This is a genomic window from Campylobacter sp. FOBRC14 (assembly GCF_000287855.1).
In the GTDB taxonomy this organism is placed as follows: domain Bacteria; phylum Campylobacterota; class Campylobacteria; order Campylobacterales; family Campylobacteraceae; genus Campylobacter_A; species Campylobacter_A curvus.
The window spans coordinates 292915-308549 of sequence record NZ_ALJJ01000018.1; the positions used below are offsets into that span (position 1 = coordinate 292915).

Genomic DNA, 15635 nt, shown 5'->3' on the forward strand with positions numbered 1-15635 from the left:
ATACTGATTAAGTTATATTTAATAAGAGCAGATGTTTAAAGAAGGAAATCCAAAAGAGAAATTTCTCTTTTGGATTAATGTATTATTTTCTAAGCTCGCGTATCTTAGCAGCTTTACCGCGTAGATCGCGTAGATAAAATAGCTTAGCTCTTCTGACACGACCTTTTCTAAGAACCACTATCTCTTCTATGCTGTCACTATAAATAGGGAAAATTCTCTCTACGCCAACGCTATTTGCGCCGATTTTTCTTATGATAAAGGTCTCGCCGACACCGCTTCCGCGCCTAGCTATGCAGATACCTTCAAAATTTTGAACTCTAGTTTTATCGCCTTCGTGGATACGTATAGCTACGCGAAGTGTATCTCCTGCACGAAAATCAGGCACGCTTTTGCTAGCAATTTGAGCGTCTTCAAATGCTTGGATATATTTATTTCTCATGTTTTTCCTTAATTTGTGGCTTGAGCTTTTGGTATAAATCAGGGCGAAAAAACCTTGTTTTACAATGCGCCATCTTGTTTTTTAAAAGACGGATTTTAGCATGGTTTCCCTTTAAAAACTCTGAAACTACAAAATTCCCGTCAAATACATCGGGCTTAGTAAAGGACGGCGCCTCAAGCAAACCATCTTCAAAGCTCTCTATCGCAAGGCTTTGACTATTTCCCAACACCCCCTCTATATTGCGAGCGATAGCATCAGCTAGACAAAGGGCTCCGAGCTCTCCACCGGTCAAGATAAAATCCCCTACGCAAAACACCTCATCAGCCCAAAGCTCAACGATCCTCTCATCGATCCCCTCATATCTGCCGCATACAAAACAAATATGCTTTTTACCGGCTAGTCTTTTCGCGTCTTTTTGGTTAAATTTTTTGGCCGCAGGCGTTAAAAATACTATATGCACATCAGGATCGTTTTCTTTGATCTTTTTTAGAGTGTCGTTTAGCGGTTGAGGCATCATCAATAGCCCCGCTCCACCGCCTATCATATATTCATCGACCTTGAAATGTTTTTGTGTGGTATGATCACGAGGGTTTATGAAATTTACATCGATTTTGTTATTTTCGACCGCTCTTGCAAGGATCGAGTCATTAAAATAAGGTTTTACTAAATTTTCAAAAAGCGTGACAAAAGTAAATTTCATGAATTTTCAAGTATGCTTTTAGCGTCTTTTGTTAAAATCTCTTTATTTTCCAAACTCACGCTTATAACAAAGCGATCTATATATGGGACGTAAAAGTTTTTTGCAAAGCCGATAGAGACGAGATCGTCACTTGTCTTTACATATAGTAAGGCATTATTTAGATTGTCTTCTATATCTTTTACTACGCCTAAAATTTCGCCATTTTCGACTATATTTAAGCCAAGCACGTCAAAATAAAAAAACTCACCCTCTTTAAGTTTGCAATTTTTACGAGTAAGCTCTTTTGTAGTATATAAAATTTTATTTACAAGGCTTTTTGCCGAGTCGATATCCTCGTATCCCTCGAACAAAGCCGTTTCTTTTGATACGTCGTAGCTTTTGATGATAAATTCGTTACCGTCTTTATCAAAAAAGACTGCATTTTTTTTAAATTGTTCGGGAAAGTCGCCCTTATTATGAAGCTTGACACATCCTTTTAGTCCAACACATCTGCCTATTATCGCAACTTCTACAAATTCACTGTTCAAGCGCTTTTACCGTTACTCTATAACTAGTCGGATCTTTTGCCTTGCAGCCTATGATGACGGTTTTTATGGCATTTATCATCTTGCCGTCTTTTCCGATAAGCTTCCCGGTATCGACCTTATCGGCGCTTATGATGATCTCGGCAAAATTTTCGCCAAGCTCTTCTCGTTCGATCTTGATCTTTTCAGGATAGTCCGCTATCAGTTTGGCGTATTCGTATAAAAAATCTTCAACCATTTTATTATTTGCTTGTTATTTGAGCTACTCTGTCGCTAAGTTTCGCACCTACGCTTTTCCAGTAAGAAAGTCTCTCAGCGTCAAATTTAACGACTTCAGGCTCTGCCATAGGGTTATAATAGCCGATATTCTCTATCCAGCCGCTATCGCGTCTTTTTCTACTATCTGTTACAACTATACGATAAAATGGTCTTTTCTTACGTCCCATTCTTGTTAGTCTCACTACTGTTGCCATATTGATTTCTCCTTTTATATTTTTAAATAAGGTTTAAATTTAGACACAAAAGCTGTCTAAATTTAAACCCATTTTACATAGGATGCTTTACGTTTGTTTGTGCCAGCATATTCGCCAGCCCCTTCGCTCCGTCCTTTCCTGAAAATCTCTTTGCTAGTTTCGAGGCATTTTCAAACTGCTTTAAAAAGCGATTGACCTCTATTTGATTCAGCCCTGCCCCAGCTGCCAAACGACGCTTGCGACTATTATTTAAAAGCTCGGGATTTTCACGCTCTTTTTGAGTCATGGAATTTATCATCGCTTTGATATGTAAAATTTCTTTTGAATTGTCAAGATCTATATCTTTTATCTGATTTGCCATATTTGAAAGCCCGGGTATCATGCCTATTAGCGACTTCATACTTCCAAGCTTTTTTACGCTTTCCATCTGCTCTAAAAAGTCGTTGAAGTTAAACTGACCTTTTTTTATCTTTTGATTTAATCGCTTGGCCTCTTTCTCATCGATCACCATGCTTGTTTTTTCTACAAGAGTAGCAAGGTCGCCCTCACCCATTATGCGGCTTACTATGCGCTCTGGTATAAAGCTCTCAAGATCGCTCGCTTTTTCGCCGATACCGACAAATCTAAGCGGAATTTCAAGCTGCTTTGCGATGCTTATAGCTACTCCGCCTTTTGAATCGGAGTCAAATTTAGAAAGAATGACACCGGTGATATTTAGCGCTTCGTTGAAACTAGCTGCTGACTTGACACCGTCTTGCCCGCTCATCGCATCCGCTACATAAAAAATTTCATGCGGCTTTATCGCTTCTTTCACAAGCTTTATCTCATTCATTAAAGTTTCATCTATCGCAAGGCGTCCCGCAGTATCGACCAAAAGAACGTCATAGAGCCCACTTTTGGCTTTTTGTAAAGCAGCCCTTGCCACTTTTATCGGGTCGTTTTCACCTTCTATGAAAAACAGATCAATCTCGTTTGCCTCACAAAGCTGCCTGAGCTGCTCGACTGCAGCGAGTCTTTGTAGATCGCACGCCGCGACTAGGACTTTCTTTTTTCTGAGCTTTAGATAGTTCGCCAGTTTTATCGTCGTGGTAGTTTTACCAGATCCTTGCAAACCGGCCATCAAAACGATCGTAGGAGCTGAGCTTGAGTATACAAAGCCTTGATTGCCCGGTGCAGTCAGGATGTTTGTCAAATTCGACTTTATCGCATCTAGGAAATTCTTTTGACCCACACCTGTCTTTTTTATATCGTTTTCTATCGCGGCGAGGAGGTCTTTGGTGACTTTATGGTGAACATCAGCTTTTAAAAGAGCTTTTTTTAGCACGTCAAGAGCGTTTTTCAAAGCCTTTTCGTCATCGACGAAACGTATCTTGCTGACGGCTAAACGAAACGACTCGCTGATTTGTTCAAACACGACTCTACCTTTCTAAATTTCTCATTAAAGGGCGTATTTTACTAAATTTTTTCTTTATTGCTCTTTAAATATCAAACTTATTTGATATCTCAAACCCGAGCTCGTTAAAATCTTTTGGGACATCAGCCTTAAATTTATACCCCAAAAGAGCTATGAAATAAGCGTGCAGATACATTCTTTTCGCACGATTTTTACCGTATTTTTCATCGCCTATAATAGGCGCATTTATGCTTGCTAGATGAAGCCTGATCTGATGAGTCCTGCCCGTTTTTATCGCTACTTTCACGAGCGTCTTTTTACCCACTACCATGAGCGGCGTGACATCGCTGACGGCCTCTTTGCCGTCTTTTGATATCTTAGAGATCGCTGCGCCTTTGCTTTTTATCGTCAAAATGGGCTCGCTCACCCTCGTCTCTTCGCTTAAAATCCCGCGCACTGCAGCAATATAAATTTTCTCCACGCGCATATGCTTAAATTCCTCTATCGCACGCTTAGCGAATTCCTCGTTTTTTACGAGCAACAAAACGCCGCTAGTCTCCTTGTCGAGTCGGTGTAAGAGAGGAAATTTATACATTTGAGAGATCTTTTCACTCGTGATGAAAGCGGGTTTATTTATGGCGAGTAGATTTTCATCCTCAAAGATGACGCTTGGTTTTGATGTTTCTTGCACGCTAAATTTCGTATTTACGTTCATCAAAGCCCTTGCGATAGCGACCTTTTGCCCCTTTGCAAAAACAAGCCCGCTGTCTATCAAGTCCTTAGCTTCGTTGTTTGATATATTTAGCTGCATGGCTAAAATTTTATATGCTTTTTCCTCATTCATAAGCGCTCCTGATGTCCTCGATTATTTGCGACACGTCGCCTTTTTGCATGATCTTACACCTTTTTAACTCGCTATTTATGAGCTTTTCCACCTCGTCCGCGCTTGCAAATTTCACATCGCTGACCAGCGAGAAAAGCGCCTTTTGATTAAAAATGTGCTTTCCACTTATCAGTACCGGCTCAAACTGCGCAGCCTCGATGGGATTGTGCCCTCCGATACCCGGCATGAAACTACCGCCAAGCACTACTACATCGCTGATCGCGTAGATATTTACGAGCTCGCCTAGGCTATCTATGAGATTTACTTGTGCACCCAAATTTTGGCTTTGGCTAAATTTCGCAAAGCTAAGGCCGCCTTTAGTGGCAAACTTGGCCGCTAAATTTGCGACTTCACCAAATCTCTCTGGATGGCGCGGAGCGATGATGAGCTTATCATTAACGCCTAAATTCAGCCCATTTAGCAAGGCCGCTTCCTCGCCTTCGTGCGTGCTGGCTAGCACTATGACCCGCTCTTTTGGCTTTTCATAAATTTTACTTGGCTTTGGCAAAAAGGCTGATTTTATATTGCCGCAAACCAAAATTTCCCTCGCCCCAAGCGTGCTCAAACGCTCTTTATCGATCTGACTTTGCGCATAGACGCGGTCGATATACTTAAATATGACGCGGTAAAAAAAGGCGAATTTCAGGTATCTTTCATAGCTTCTGTCTGAGATCCTGGCGTTTATGAGTATCACGCGAGAGCCTTGGAATTTCGCCCAAAAAACGAGCATCAGCCAAAGCTCAGCCTCAAAAACGACTAAAATTTTACTCTTTTGCAGCCAAAAAGGTATGAAAATTTCAAACGGTAAAAAACGTGAATTCCGTGTTATTTTTTTAGCCGCTTCATAGCCGGTATTCGTTACGACGCTGATAGCCTTGTCGTTAAAAAGCTCTAAAATAGGCTTAAGGGCTTGGATCTCGCCAAACGAGCAGGCGTGAAAATGCACCTTTGATGGGGCGAATTTCGCATTTTTATATAAAAAAAATCTAGCCGGGATCGAACGACGATATTTTGTTTTAAGGCTTAAAAAAAGTAGGAAAACAGCCCCGAAAAGCCAAACCATCAGGGCTAAAACGTAATAGATCGCAACCACAAAAAGGCTTATGCCTCTACGTTTTCTTTAAATAAAATTCTTCCGCAGTGCGGGCAAGTGATGATGTCCTCGCCGCGAACGACGGCCGAGAACGTTTTGTCGTTTATCTGCATGAAACAGCCGTAGCAAGCTTGTTTTTTGACTGGAACGACAGCGGTGTTGTGCGCCCATTTGCGGATCTTCTCGTAAAACGTAAGGATTTTTTGATTCATCTGTCCGACTAACTTCTCTTTTTTAGCATAGACTTCGGCGCGCTCTTTTTCGATGGCTTCTAGCTGAGATGAAATTTCACTCTCGATCTTGCTCAGATTTGTTTCGAGTTCGGATTTTTTAGTGCCAAGCTCATCTTTTTGAGAATTTTTGTTATCGATCAACTTTTCAAGTCTCGCGATCTCCTCGTTTGCGGCCTCAAGCTGCTCTTTTGCGATATCTTCTTCAAGAGAGAGGGCTTTTACCTCTTTTTCACTTTTTGCCGATCCGCTTTTTTTGGCGACCTCTTTTATCTTGGCTGAAAATTCCGCTATATGCGCGTTCGTGCCGGATTTTTGAGATTTTAGCTCGTTCATCTCGTCTTCTAGTTCGCCTATCTTTTGCGCAAGCTCGTTGCACTCGTCTTGTATAGCCTTGTAGGCTTTTTCTACGTTTTCTATGCGAGGCGTGAATTCGTCGATTTGTTTATCAAATTTTGAAAGCTCGACCAATTGTTCTAGGTATTTATTCATGTGTGTCCTTTTATTAGCAATGCGTAAATGGGTTTTTAAAGTCCGCTATTATAACCTCAATTTCAAGATTTTGCAAATATTTTGCCAAAGCAGCCCCAAAATAGCGCTCACTCTCAAAATGTCCGATGTCAAATAAATTTATCCCGTTCTCTTTTGCCTCGAGAGCTTGGTGATATTTTAGATCTCCGGTCAAAAAGGCATCCGCTCTGACCTCGCCGATAAGATCGGCTCCACTACCGGTGCAAACGCAGATCCTTGAAATTTCATCTTTTGCATGAACCGCTCTTATAGTCTCGACCCTGAGCTTTTCTTTTAAAAAACAAGCGAGCTCATCAAAGCTGAATTTTACCTCGCAATACATCAAAAATCCATCTTTTTCGCTTGGCTCAAAGCCCAAAATTTCACGCGTGAAATGCTCGTTTAAAAACGCTAAGTCAGCATTTGTATGCATAGAGATGAGGCTGATGTTTTTCTCTATCATTTTTCGGATCAGATTGCTCGGGTAGTAGCTGAAATTTAGGCTTTTTAGCCCTTTAAATATCAGTGGGTGATGAGTGATGAAAAGGGAATTTGGCAAGGCGTTTTCCAAAATTTCACGGCTTAGATCTAGACTTAGATAAATCCGCTCGAATTCACTCTCTAGCGAGCCAACGAGCAGACCGCTATTGTCCCAGCTCTCTTGGATATCAAATGGAGCTATGGCATCTAAAATTTTATAAATTTCAATGATTTTCATAAAATTTTACTCACCTTTTTCCTCAAGGCTAGCTTTATATGTGAGCGCACACTCTTTGGCTAGTTCGCGAATTTTGAGGATATGCTCCTGCCTTTGCGTTACCGAGATCGCTCCGCGCGCATCAAGGACATTAAAAGTGTGCGCCGCCAGCATACAATAATCATACGCAGGCAGCGAAATTTTGGCTTCAAGGCAGCGCTTGCACTCCTTGAATGCGTTTTCAAATTGATTAAAAAGCATCGCGGTGTCGGCGATCTCGAAGTTATATTTGCTCCACTCGTATTCGCCTTGCTTATGCACGTCGCCATAGGTCACGACACCGTTTTTATCGTCCCAAACGATGTCATAGACATTATCGATATCTTGCAGATACATAGCCAGGCGCTCAAGCCCGTAGGTGATCTCTCCACTGATCAGCTCGCATGCGATGCCGCCTACTTGCTGAAAGTAAGTAAACTGCGTCACTTCCATACCATCTAGCCAGACCTCCCAGCCAAGCCCCCAAGCACCCAGCGTCGGGCTTTCCCAGTTGTCCTCTACGAAGCGTATGTCGTGTTTTTTCAGATCAAGGCCGAGTCGCTCGAGGCTCTTTAGATAAAGCTCTTGGATATTTTCAGGGCTTGGCTTGATAAGCACTTGAAACTGATAGTAGGCTCCGAGGCGGTTTGGATTTTCGCCGTATCTGCCGTCAGTCGGGCGGCGTGAAGGCGCTACATAGGCTGTCGCCCAAGGTTTTGGTCCAAGACTTCGTAAAAAGGTCGCTTGATGATAGGTGCCCGCACCAGCCGGCATATCGTATGGCTGAAGTATCACGCAGCCTTGCTCCCTCCAGTAGCTTTGAAGTGTTAAAATAATCTCTGAAAATGTCATTTTTTGCCTTTATTTTTATTTTATCGATATATAAATTTTAGTCTCATCGCCCAAATATAGCTCAAAGTCCGTGTCATACGCTCGCTTTAAGCTTGAATTTTCAAAATTTGCCCAGACCGCTTTCCAAAGTGCGATGGTTAGATCCGCCCCCTTAGCGCCTAAATTTTCATCACTTAGATCCTCGGTGCCAAAAACGGCATATCGCCCCGCACGCACATAAATCTTTTCTAAATTCGCACCCGGCTTTAAAGTATCTGCTTTTACACCGATAAGAAGCGAGTATTTGCCGTTAAAATCGCTCTCATAGTCATAATACACGGCGTAAATTTCACTCTGCGGCACGAAGATCTCGCCCGTTTCATCGTAGCTAAATTTTAAAAATTCATCCCAAAGCGCCGCGATCTTGCCGCGTCCGCTCATCTCAAGAGCATTGCTCGTTCGCGTCTTTAGCCCGCAAATTTCAAAGCCGCTTTTTACCTCAACGATCCGCATAAATTTTAGTTTTCCTTAAAATTTTCGACCGCTTTGTTCCACATCAGCTTGTATTTTCGCTTCAAAAACTCGACCTCGTCTTGTGCGAGCTTTAGCTGCTGCGTGAGCGTCTCGATCGTCTTTCTGTCCTCGTCGTAAAGCTCTTGCATCGAAAAAAGCGCCTCTTTTAAAAATTTATTCTCATTTCGCAGCACTTCAAGCGTCTCGTCCTTCGCGTCAAGCACCTTCTCGTGTAAATTTAATATCGTGCCTATCGTCTTTTCTACGAAGCTCTCGCCATTTAGTGCATTCGGGCTCGCTGTTAAATTCGTATTTGCAGCCGGTACGACGCTCATCATACCCTGACTGGCCTCGATGTAAATTTCTCCGTCATCAGTCCTGGTGTTCAGCACGCCGCGCTCTATCATGCCCTCGATAACTTCGCGCTGCAAATGCACGAGCTGGCAAAATTCATCTATCTTTAAAAAAGTCTGCATAAAGCCTCCTTAAAGTATGACTTCCACGCTAGCCGAGTCGCTAGCTACGCCTTGCGCTTTGGCTGTCCTGTCGGCTTTTAGCTTTTGAGCCAGCTCACTGTCGCTAAGCGCTAAAATTTGCATCGCCAAATATGCGGAATTTATCGCCCCTGCCTTGCCGATAGCCAGGGTCGCTACGGGCATGCCGGCTGGCATTTGCACGGTCGAGTAAAGCGCATCGACCCCGTTTAACGCACCGCCGCTCATCGGTATGCCGATGACCGGACGAGTCGTATTTGCAGCGATCGCGCCCGCTAAATGAGCCGCCATCCCGGCAGCTGCTATGAACACCTGCGCGCCCTTGGCCTCGGCCTCTTTTACATATTCAGCCGTTCGCTGCGGGCTTCTATGCGCGGAGCTGATGATGAGCTCGTATTTGACGCCAAATTTTTCAAGCTCGTGCGCCGCGTTTATCACGACGTCATAATCGCTCTTGCTTCCCATTATGATCGATACGAATTTCATTTAAATTCCTTTCTCAAAAAGCTAAATTCAGGCAGTTTTGCCGGCAATCTTATCTCGTTTTCGTTTCCGCTGTGAATCTCGCTCATCATCTTACCTTTTTTGGTCACTAGTCGGTGAAATTTCACAAAATTTTTACCATCGTGTGCGAAAATTTCACCTATTTCGTTATCGCACTCGCAGATACTCGCGCCAAGCGGAGCTACTATCTCATACTCCTCGTCCGCCACGAGCTTAAATTTACACTTTAAAAATTCTCCGTCCTCGCTTATGGCATGTACCTGATGCGTGCCCTCCTCGAGGCTGGAGATGTGATTTTGCGTATCGGTGCGCTCGTAAGGGCGATGAACGAGATAGCCGTCTGTAAAACCGCGATTTTTGAGCGTATTAAGCTCAGCTGCGTAAATTTCAGCGTCAAATTTACCCTCCGCGGCGTCATCTATCGCCATCCTGTAAGCCCTAGCGGTGCATGCGGCGTAGTATTCGCTCTTTGTGCGTCCTTCTATCTTGAAGCTATCTACCGCCCCGCTTTTCATTATCTCCTCGATATGAGCGCTTAAATTTAGATCCTTCGAGTTCATCACGTGAGTGCCGCCCTCCTCGTCCTCCTCGAGGCGAAAAAGAGTGCCGCTTTCAGGGTTTTTAGCGTAAAGTTCGTATTTGAAACGGCAGTCGTTCGCGCAGCTGCCGCGATTTGACATCCTGCCACTTTGCACCGAGCTCACCAAACAGCGCCCGGAATACGCAAAGCACATCGAACCGTGAACGAAAATCTCGATCTCGAGCCGGGGTAAAATTTCTTTTATCTTTATGACGTCTTTTAGGTTCATCTCACGGGCTACGACGATGCGAGTCGCGCCCATTTCGTGGTAAATTTTAGCATCGAGCCAGTTCATGACGTTTGCTTGCGTGCTAAGGTGTATGTCTATATCGGGTGCGATCTGCTTTGCCAGGCTCATCACTCCGGGCGTTGCGATGATGAAAGCGTCCGGCCTAAATTCGCTTATCGTTTCCAGGTGGCGTTTTAGCGGCTCGATCTGCCCGTTGAACGGGAAAGCATTTACCGTCGCATAAAATTTCTTGCCTTTAGCGTGCGTGTATTTTATGGCCTCTTCAAAGCTTTCGAGGTTGAATTCGCGTGCCGAGCGGGTGCGTAGCGAGAAACTGGCCACCGAGCCGTAAACCGCGTCCGCGCCGTAGTTTAGAGCGATTTTAAGCTTAGTGAAATTTCCCGCGGGACAGAGTAGCTCGGGCTTTATCACTTCTTGCCCAAGCTTTCGATAAGCGCTTCTATATCGTCGTTGCTGACTAAATTTTCAGTCGTAGTGTCGCCTGCGATATGCACCGCCGAGCCGACGCGTTTATCGTCATCTATCTTGCCCTCAAACAAGGTGTTCATGTATTTGCTAAGCGCCCGCATGACGTTGATGACGCGCTCTATCTTTTGACGATGGATGTCTTGATACTGCATCATATCCATAGCCATCATTATCTCGTCTTGACCCATTTGCAGATTTCCGATTATCTCATCGACGCTTGATTTTAGGGCGTCGTTTCGCTCGAAAGCCTCGCTAAAAGCCGCGACATTAGGAAATTTCTCTTTAAGCGTGCCAAAAAGCTCGATATTTGCCGAGATCCCGTCGTTTATAGCCCCGCAACCGCTCTCTGCATCCATAAAAAAGTTATTTATGGTCTCTAGTTTATCGAGCATTTCGGTGGCCTTAGCCTCGCTGTCGCGCGTGACATCGTCGAGCTGATGCACCATTTTATGATCCTCGGTCGGTGGTGGCGGTGGCCACGCAGCCTCCGCACTGACGCGGTAAGTGCTAGGATCTATCGTCATCACGCCATCATCTTTGGCTTGTTTAGCCGGAGTCGGTTCTTCTTTTATCTCTTGCGTTTTTGTCTCTTCTGTCTTAGGCTCGGTCTCGCCGGTGTCGTCCATATCATCGAGTCCGCCCGCCATAAGGGCGTCAAGTTCCTCTTGGGTCATAAAAGCTCCTGAAAATGAAATGTAAGGATTATACAACCACTCCGCTAAAAGCTAACTTTAAATTTTATAGTCGGTTGATTAAAATTTAATTGCATTTTTGTTAAAATCGCAAAAATTTGCAAGGCTTTAAATGAAAATAGATCTGCACAATCACACATACCTATGCAACCACGCCGAGGGCAGCGTCAGCGAATATATCGAGGCTGCGATCAAATGTGGCACCGAGGTTTTCGGCTTTAGCGATCATAATCCCATGAATTTCGACGAGGCTTATAGGATGAGCTTCGAGCAGATGGACGAATACGAAAAAATGGTGCTTGAAGCGCGCGAAATTTTCGCCGATAGGATCAAAATTTTACTGGCTTACGAGGTAGATTTTTTACCGGGATTCATGGACGAGCGAGTTTTTGCCAGGCAGGTCGATTATCTGATCGGCTCGGTGCATTTTATCGGCAGTTGGGGCTTTGACAATCCCGAATTCATAGGCGAATACAAGAACAAAGACATAGATAAAATTTGGCGCGATTATTTTGAGTGCATCAAAGCTCTTGCAGAGTGCGGTAAATTTGACATCGTAGGGCATATCGATCTTTTAAAAATCTTTAAATTCCTCCCAAAGACGGACATCAAAATTTTGATCCAAGACGCCTTAAAAGCGATAAAAAAGGCAAATTTAGCGATCGAGATAAACGCTGCAGGCTTTAGAAAACCTATCGGCGAGCAGTATCCAAGCCGCGAGATTTTAAACCTAGCTTACGAGATGGACATCCCGATCAGCTTCGGCTCGGACGCTCACTCGCCAAAAGATGTCGGCGCAAACGGCGAAATTTGTGAGAATTTAGCCCATGAGATAGGCTATGACAAATGCGTTTGTTTCGAGAAAAGGGATAGGTATTTTGTAAAATTTTAGAATGAGTAAAAATTTAATATAAAGCTAATCTTAAATATTAAATTTTATGATACAATACGAAAATTAAAACCAAACCAAAGGAGATATGATGGGAAAATTCGTAACGAGCATCGATCATTTTTTTGAATTTTGTAAAGAAAACGAGGTCAAATTCGTAGATTTTAGATTTACCGACTTAAACGGCGGCTGGCACAGCATAAGCTACAACCTCAAAGCCGTCACGAAAGAAAATTTCACGCACGGCATACCGATGGACGGCAGCTCTCTTGGCGGCTGGCAGCCGATAGATAAAAGCGATATGCTGATGAAGCCGGAAGCCACGAGCGCATTTTTAGACCCATTTACCGCAGATGTCACCGCGGTCGTTTTTTGCGATATTTACGATATTTACAAAGGTCAAATTTATGAGAAATGCCCACGCTCGATCGCCAAAAAAGCGATGGCTTACGTAAAAGAGAGCGGGCTTGGCGATGTAGCGTATTTTGGGCCGGAGAACGAATTTTTTATATTCGACAACGTCAAAATCGTCGATCGTCCAAACTGCGCGATGTATGAGGTAGATACCGAAGAGGGCGAATGGAACGACGATAGAGAATTTAAAGACAGCTACAACACGGGCCATCGACCGCGTAGGAAAGGCGGCTATCTGATGACACAGCCGATCGATAGCATGGTCGATCTAAGGGCCGAGATGATGCAAGTACTCGAGCAAGTGGGCCTAGAGGTCTTTTTAGGACATCACGAGGTCGCCCAGGGTCAAGGCGAGATCGGAGTGAAATTTAGCACCCTAGTCGAGGCTGCCGACAACGTGCAGATTTACAAATACGTCGTCAAAATGGTCGCTCATCTAAACGGCAAGACGGCGACGTTTATGCCAAAGCCTCTTTACGGCGATAATGGAAGCGGTATGCACGTGCATCAATCAGTCTGGAAAGACGGTAAAAATTTATTTTACAAAGAGGGGAATTACGCGAATTTAAGCGACTTTGCGAGGCATTACATCGGCGGGATATTAAAACACGCCAGAAGCGTAGCTGCCTTTACAAACCCTAGCACGAACAGCTATAAACGCCTGATACCGGGCTTTGAAGCGCCGTCCATACTCACCTACTCCAGCCAAAACCGCTCGGCTAGTATCCGCATACCTTACGGTGCGGGCGAGAATTCCGTCCGTGCGGAGATGAGGTTTCCAGATAGCACGGCAAACCCTTATCTAGCCTTTTCGGCGATGCTGATGGCCGGGCTTGACGGGGTGAAAAACAAATACGAGCCGGTAGGCCCAATGGATGAAAATTTATTTGTCCTAACGCTTGATGAGATCAGAGAAAAGGGCATCGAGCAGCTTCCGCACACGCTTCGCGGCAGTCTTGAGGCGCTCATCCGCGACAACGAATACCTAAGACCGGCGATGAGCGAATTTATGATCGATACATATCAGCATTTTAAATTTGAAACGCAGGTTTGGCCATACGAGGCGCGTCCTACGGCTTATGAGTTCAAGACTTGTTTTTCTTGCTAAATTTTGAGGGCGTATCCCTCAAAATTCATGGTAGATTTATTTTGATTTTGTAGAGCGGTGAAGCGGATGTTGATAGTCGTTTCGCTCACAGCCGCTAAAGCAGACTGCCGCTAGAGCGATCAAAGCGGCTAATACCAAGCTTTTCATACATTTTTTCCTTTAAAATTTTCGCGCATTATATCAAAAATTTATCCATTTTTTTGTAAAATCTGCAAATCTAATCTGTAAAAGGAAAACGCCTTGCAAGCACTCGCACTCAAGTATAGACCTAAAAATTTCGACGAACTGATAGGTCAAGAAGCCGTCAGCAAAAGCCTCACGCACGCACTAGATGAGGGGCGCATAAGCCACGCATATCTGTTTTCGGGACTTAGAGGAAGCGGCAAGACCTCAAGCGCTAGGATATTTTCAAAAGCCCTCGTATGCGAAAAAGGTCCGACATCAAGGCCTTGCGAGACCTGCCCTCAGTGCATAATGGCAAACGAATCACGCCATATGGACATCATCGAGATGGACGCAGCCAGCCACCGAAAGATCGACGACATAAGAGAGCTCATCGAGCAGACCAAATACAAACCCGCAATGGCGCGCTACAAAATTTTCATAATCGACGAAGTACATATGCTGACTAAAGAGGCGTTCAATGCGCTTTTAAAGACGCTTGAAGAGCCGCCAAGTTATGTGAAATTTATCCTCGCGACGACAGACCCGTTAAAGCTTCCTGCCACGGTGCTATCGCGCACACAGCACTTTCGCTTCAAACAAATCGGCAAAAACAGCATCATAAAACATCTTGAATTTATCCTTAGCAAAGAGGGCATAAGCTACGAGAGAGAGGCGCTGGAGATCCTGGCTCGCAGCGGACGCGGATCACTACGCGATACTTTGACGCTGCTTGATCAAGCCATAATCTACGGCGCGAACAATATCACTCAAAGCTCGGTCGCATCGATGTTAGGACTACTTGACCCAAGCAGGATAGAGCAGATCTTAAGCCTCGTCATGTTAAGCGACAAAGAGGGGCTTAGAGAGCTCGTCGCGGAGCTTGAGATCTACGAGCCTGAGATGATAATCGACGAACTCATCGCAAATTTAAAGCAAAAATTCATTGACAACGATCCGAAATTTTCACTGCTTATCTACGAGAGATTTTTTAGGATCTTAGCCCAGGCAAAAAGCATGCTAAACGTCTCTAGTGACAACGGCTTCGTGCTTAGCATCATGCTTTTCATGATGGTCGAGGCGCTAAATTTAAAGAGCATAGACGAGGTCATAGAGTCCGCTCAGCACGCAGAGCAGGTACGTCCAAGCCAGGCTGCCACGCCTAGTGCACCGCAGCAGATCGCGCGCCCTAAAACGCAAAGCCCGTATGAGAGCTTCGTAGCTAAGATTTATGATAGGGATTATTCGCTTGGCGAGTTTTTCAAAGAGCATGTCGAGTTTGTAGATTTTAAAAACAACGAGCTAAGCCTGATCGTAAATGCAAATGATGAAAAGATGGTATTTTTCCGCAAAAACTGGAAGATAGTAAATGAAATTTTGCATTTGCTTTTTGGAAAAGAGGCGAAGATAATCAACGCCAAAAAAGATGAAGCAAGGCCGAATTTAGAGGCAAACGCACCAAAGCAAGTGCAAAAGGATAAAAATTTAAGCCCCAAGGCAGACGCCACGCCTGCAATGCGAAACGATCTTAATCTCGACGAGGAGCTTTTAAAATCAAAGCCAGCCCAAGCTAGCATCGCGCCAAAGCCAAAACCGACCGAACCGCAAGAGATGATCGCTGCGATAAATTTCAACAGCTCAAAGTCCCCGCAAGAGATGGAAAAAATAAAGCAAGAAGCCGTCATAAGGGAGGCAAATAAGCTCTTTGGCGAGCCTACGATAGTAAAAGCCGAGCCGTGATCTCCTGCA

General features: G+C 44.3%; 19 protein-coding genes. 3 read left to right on the forward strand and 16 right to left on the reverse strand.

Going from position 1 to position 15635, the window contains the following annotated elements; genetic code table 11:
• Positions 1 to 82: 82 nt before the first annotated feature.
• The 16 genes from rplS to HMPREF1139_RS10450 form a co-directional block, all read right to left on the reverse strand.
• The gene (gene rplS, locus HMPREF1139_RS10375) at positions 83 to 439 is read right to left on the reverse strand and encodes a 50S ribosomal protein L19 (protein WP_009651267.1); all 357 of its coding nucleotides are present in this window, start codon (positions 437 to 439) and stop codon (positions 83 to 85) included.
• Positions 429 to 1139, reverse strand: coding sequence for a tRNA (guanosine(37)-N1)-methyltransferase TrmD (gene trmD, locus HMPREF1139_RS10380; RefSeq protein ID WP_009651371.1), 711 nt, complete (start codon positions 1137 to 1139; stop codon positions 429 to 431). The genes rplS and trmD overlap by 11 nt, the downstream gene beginning before the upstream one ends.
• The gene (rimM, locus tag HMPREF1139_RS10385) at positions 1136 to 1666 is read right to left on the reverse strand and encodes a ribosome maturation factor RimM (protein WP_009651497.1); all 531 of its coding nucleotides are present in this window, start codon (positions 1664 to 1666) and stop codon (positions 1136 to 1138) included. Before rimM ends, trmD begins: the two co-directional genes overlap by 4 nt.
• Positions 1656 to 1901: a KH domain-containing protein gene (locus HMPREF1139_RS10390; RefSeq protein WP_009651150.1), complete on the reverse strand. Its 246-nt coding sequence runs from the start codon at positions 1899 to 1901 to the stop codon at positions 1656 to 1658. Before HMPREF1139_RS10390 ends, rimM begins: the two co-directional genes overlap by 11 nt.
• A 4-nt stretch (positions 1902 to 1905) precedes the next feature.
• Positions 1906 to 2136 (reverse strand): 30S ribosomal protein S16, encoded by a 231-nt coding sequence (rpsP, locus tag HMPREF1139_RS10395; RefSeq protein ID WP_009651305.1) that lies wholly within the window; start codon positions 2134 to 2136, stop codon positions 1906 to 1908.
• A 73-nt stretch (positions 2137 to 2209) separates the two neighbouring features.
• A complete protein-coding gene (ffh, locus tag HMPREF1139_RS10400) occupies positions 2210 to 3550 on the reverse strand; it encodes a signal recognition particle protein (protein ID WP_009651401.1) in 1341 nt (446 codons plus the stop codon).
• A gap of 64 nt (positions 3551 to 3614) precedes the next feature.
• Complete coding sequence (locus HMPREF1139_RS10405; RefSeq protein ID WP_009651368.1) at positions 3615 to 4373, reverse strand: RluA family pseudouridine synthase; 759 nt, start codon at positions 4371 to 4373, stop codon at positions 3615 to 3617.
• On the reverse strand, positions 4366 to 5505 hold the full coding sequence (gene waaA, locus HMPREF1139_RS10410) for a lipid IV(A) 3-deoxy-D-manno-octulosonic acid transferase (RefSeq protein ID WP_009651402.1): 1140 nt from the start codon (positions 5503 to 5505) through the stop codon (positions 4366 to 4368). Before waaA ends, HMPREF1139_RS10405 begins: the two co-directional genes overlap by 8 nt.
• Before the next feature lie 8 nt (positions 5506 to 5513).
• Positions 5514 to 6227 carry a zinc ribbon domain-containing protein gene (locus HMPREF1139_RS10415; protein ID WP_009651422.1) on the reverse strand — a complete coding sequence of 238 codons (714 nt, stop codon included), beginning with the start codon at positions 6225 to 6227 and terminating at the stop codon, positions 5514 to 5516.
• Positions 6228 to 6240: 13 nt separating this feature from the next.
• Positions 6241 to 6963, reverse strand: coding sequence for a Nif3-like dinuclear metal center hexameric protein (locus HMPREF1139_RS10420; protein ID WP_009651273.1), 723 nt, complete (start codon positions 6961 to 6963; stop codon positions 6241 to 6243).
• A gap of 6 nt (positions 6964 to 6969) precedes the next feature.
• Positions 6970 to 7833: a glycine--tRNA ligase subunit alpha gene (glyQ, locus tag HMPREF1139_RS10425; protein WP_009651194.1), complete on the reverse strand. Its 864-nt coding sequence runs from the start codon at positions 7831 to 7833 to the stop codon at positions 6970 to 6972.
• A gap of 15 nt (positions 7834 to 7848) precedes the next feature.
• Positions 7849 to 8325, reverse strand: coding sequence for a GyrI-like domain-containing protein (locus HMPREF1139_RS10430; RefSeq protein ID WP_009651503.1), 477 nt, complete (start codon positions 8323 to 8325; stop codon positions 7849 to 7851).
• Positions 8326 to 8330: 5 nt separating this feature from the next.
• On the reverse strand, positions 8331 to 8801 hold the full coding sequence (locus tag HMPREF1139_RS10435) for a DUF3972 domain-containing protein (RefSeq protein ID WP_009651198.1): 471 nt from the start codon (positions 8799 to 8801) through the stop codon (positions 8331 to 8333).
• A gap of 9 nt (positions 8802 to 8810) precedes the next feature.
• Positions 8811 to 9305 carry a 5-(carboxyamino)imidazole ribonucleotide mutase gene (gene purE, locus HMPREF1139_RS10440; protein ID WP_009651246.1) on the reverse strand — a complete coding sequence of 165 codons (495 nt, stop codon included), beginning with the start codon at positions 9303 to 9305 and terminating at the stop codon, positions 8811 to 8813.
• Positions 9302 to 10564, reverse strand: coding sequence for a peptidase U32 family protein (locus HMPREF1139_RS10445; RefSeq protein ID WP_009651353.1), 1263 nt, complete (start codon positions 10562 to 10564; stop codon positions 9302 to 9304). Before HMPREF1139_RS10445 ends, purE begins: the two co-directional genes overlap by 4 nt.
• Entirely contained in the window at positions 10561 to 11295 is a 735-nt protein-coding gene (locus HMPREF1139_RS10450; protein ID WP_009651383.1) for a chemotaxis protein, read from the reverse strand. The genes HMPREF1139_RS10445 and HMPREF1139_RS10450 overlap by 4 nt, the downstream gene beginning before the upstream one ends.
• A 130-nt stretch (positions 11296 to 11425) precedes the next feature.
• On the opposite strand from HMPREF1139_RS10450, the gene HMPREF1139_RS10455 reads away from it, so the two are divergent.
• The 3 genes from HMPREF1139_RS10455 to HMPREF1139_RS10465 all read left to right on the forward strand — a co-directional run bounded on the left by HMPREF1139_RS10455 (position 11426) and on the right by HMPREF1139_RS10465 (position 15626).
• Positions 11426 to 12205: a histidinol-phosphatase gene (locus HMPREF1139_RS10455; protein WP_009651112.1), complete on the forward strand. Its 780-nt coding sequence runs from the start codon at positions 11426 to 11428 to the stop codon at positions 12203 to 12205.
• An 88-nt stretch (positions 12206 to 12293) separates the two neighbouring features.
• Positions 12294 to 13724 carry a type I glutamate--ammonia ligase gene (gene glnA / locus HMPREF1139_RS10460; RefSeq protein ID WP_009651256.1) on the forward strand — a complete coding sequence of 477 codons (1431 nt, stop codon included), beginning with the start codon at positions 12294 to 12296 and terminating at the stop codon, positions 13722 to 13724.
• Between the two features lie 240 nt (positions 13725 to 13964).
• Positions 13965 to 15626, forward strand: coding sequence for a DNA polymerase III subunit gamma/tau (locus HMPREF1139_RS10465; protein ID WP_009651332.1), 1662 nt, complete (start codon positions 13965 to 13967; stop codon positions 15624 to 15626).
• The last annotated feature ends 9 nt before the right edge of the window (positions 15627 to 15635 follow it).

Bases quoted from the DNA above. Each gene is read 5' to 3' on its own strand.
- HMPREF1139_RS10450 (WP_009651383.1), bottom strand. From the start codon at position 11,295: ATGACCCAAGAGGAACTTGACGCCCTTATGGCGGGCGGACTCGATGAT.
- HMPREF1139_RS10435 (WP_009651198.1), bottom strand. From the start codon at position 8,801: ATGCAGACTTTTTTAAAGATAGATGAATTTTGCCAGCTCGTGCATTTG.
- glnA (WP_009651256.1), top strand. From the start codon at position 12,294: ATGGGAAAATTCGTAACGAGCATCGATCATTTTTTTGAATTTTGTAAA.
- HMPREF1139_RS10420 (WP_009651273.1), bottom strand. From the start codon at position 6,963: ATGAAAATCATTGAAATTTATAAAATTTTAGATGCCATAGCTCCATTT.
- HMPREF1139_RS10455 (WP_009651112.1), top strand. From the start codon at position 11,426: ATGAAAATAGATCTGCACAATCACACATACCTATGCAACCACGCCGAG.
- HMPREF1139_RS10430 (WP_009651503.1), bottom strand. From the start codon at position 8,325: ATGCGGATCGTTGAGGTAAAAAGCGGCTTTGAAATTTGCGGGCTAAAG.
- rplS (WP_009651267.1), bottom strand. From the start codon at position 439: ATGAGAAATAAATATATCCAAGCATTTGAAGACGCTCAAATTGCTAGC.
- trmD (WP_009651371.1), bottom strand. From the start codon at position 1,139: ATGAAATTTACTTTTGTCACGCTTTTTGAAAATTTAGTAAAACCTTAT.
- HMPREF1139_RS10415 (WP_009651422.1), bottom strand. From the start codon at position 6,227: ATGAATAAATACCTAGAACAATTGGTCGAGCTTTCAAAATTTGATAAA.
- purE (WP_009651246.1), bottom strand. From the start codon at position 9,305: ATGAAATTCGTATCGATCATAATGGGAAGCAAGAGCGATTATGACGTC.
- rpsP (WP_009651305.1), bottom strand. From the start codon at position 2,136: ATGGCAACAGTAGTGAGACTAACAAGAATGGGACGTAAGAAAAGACCA.
- HMPREF1139_RS10405 (WP_009651368.1), bottom strand. From the start codon at position 4,373: ATGAATGAGGAAAAAGCATATAAAATTTTAGCCATGCAGCTAAATATA.
- HMPREF1139_RS10390 (WP_009651150.1), bottom strand. From the start codon at position 1,901: ATGGTTGAAGATTTTTTATACGAATACGCCAAACTGATAGCGGACTAT.
- glyQ (WP_009651194.1), bottom strand. From the start codon at position 7,833: ATGACATTTTCAGAGATTATTTTAACACTTCAAAGCTACTGGAGGGAG.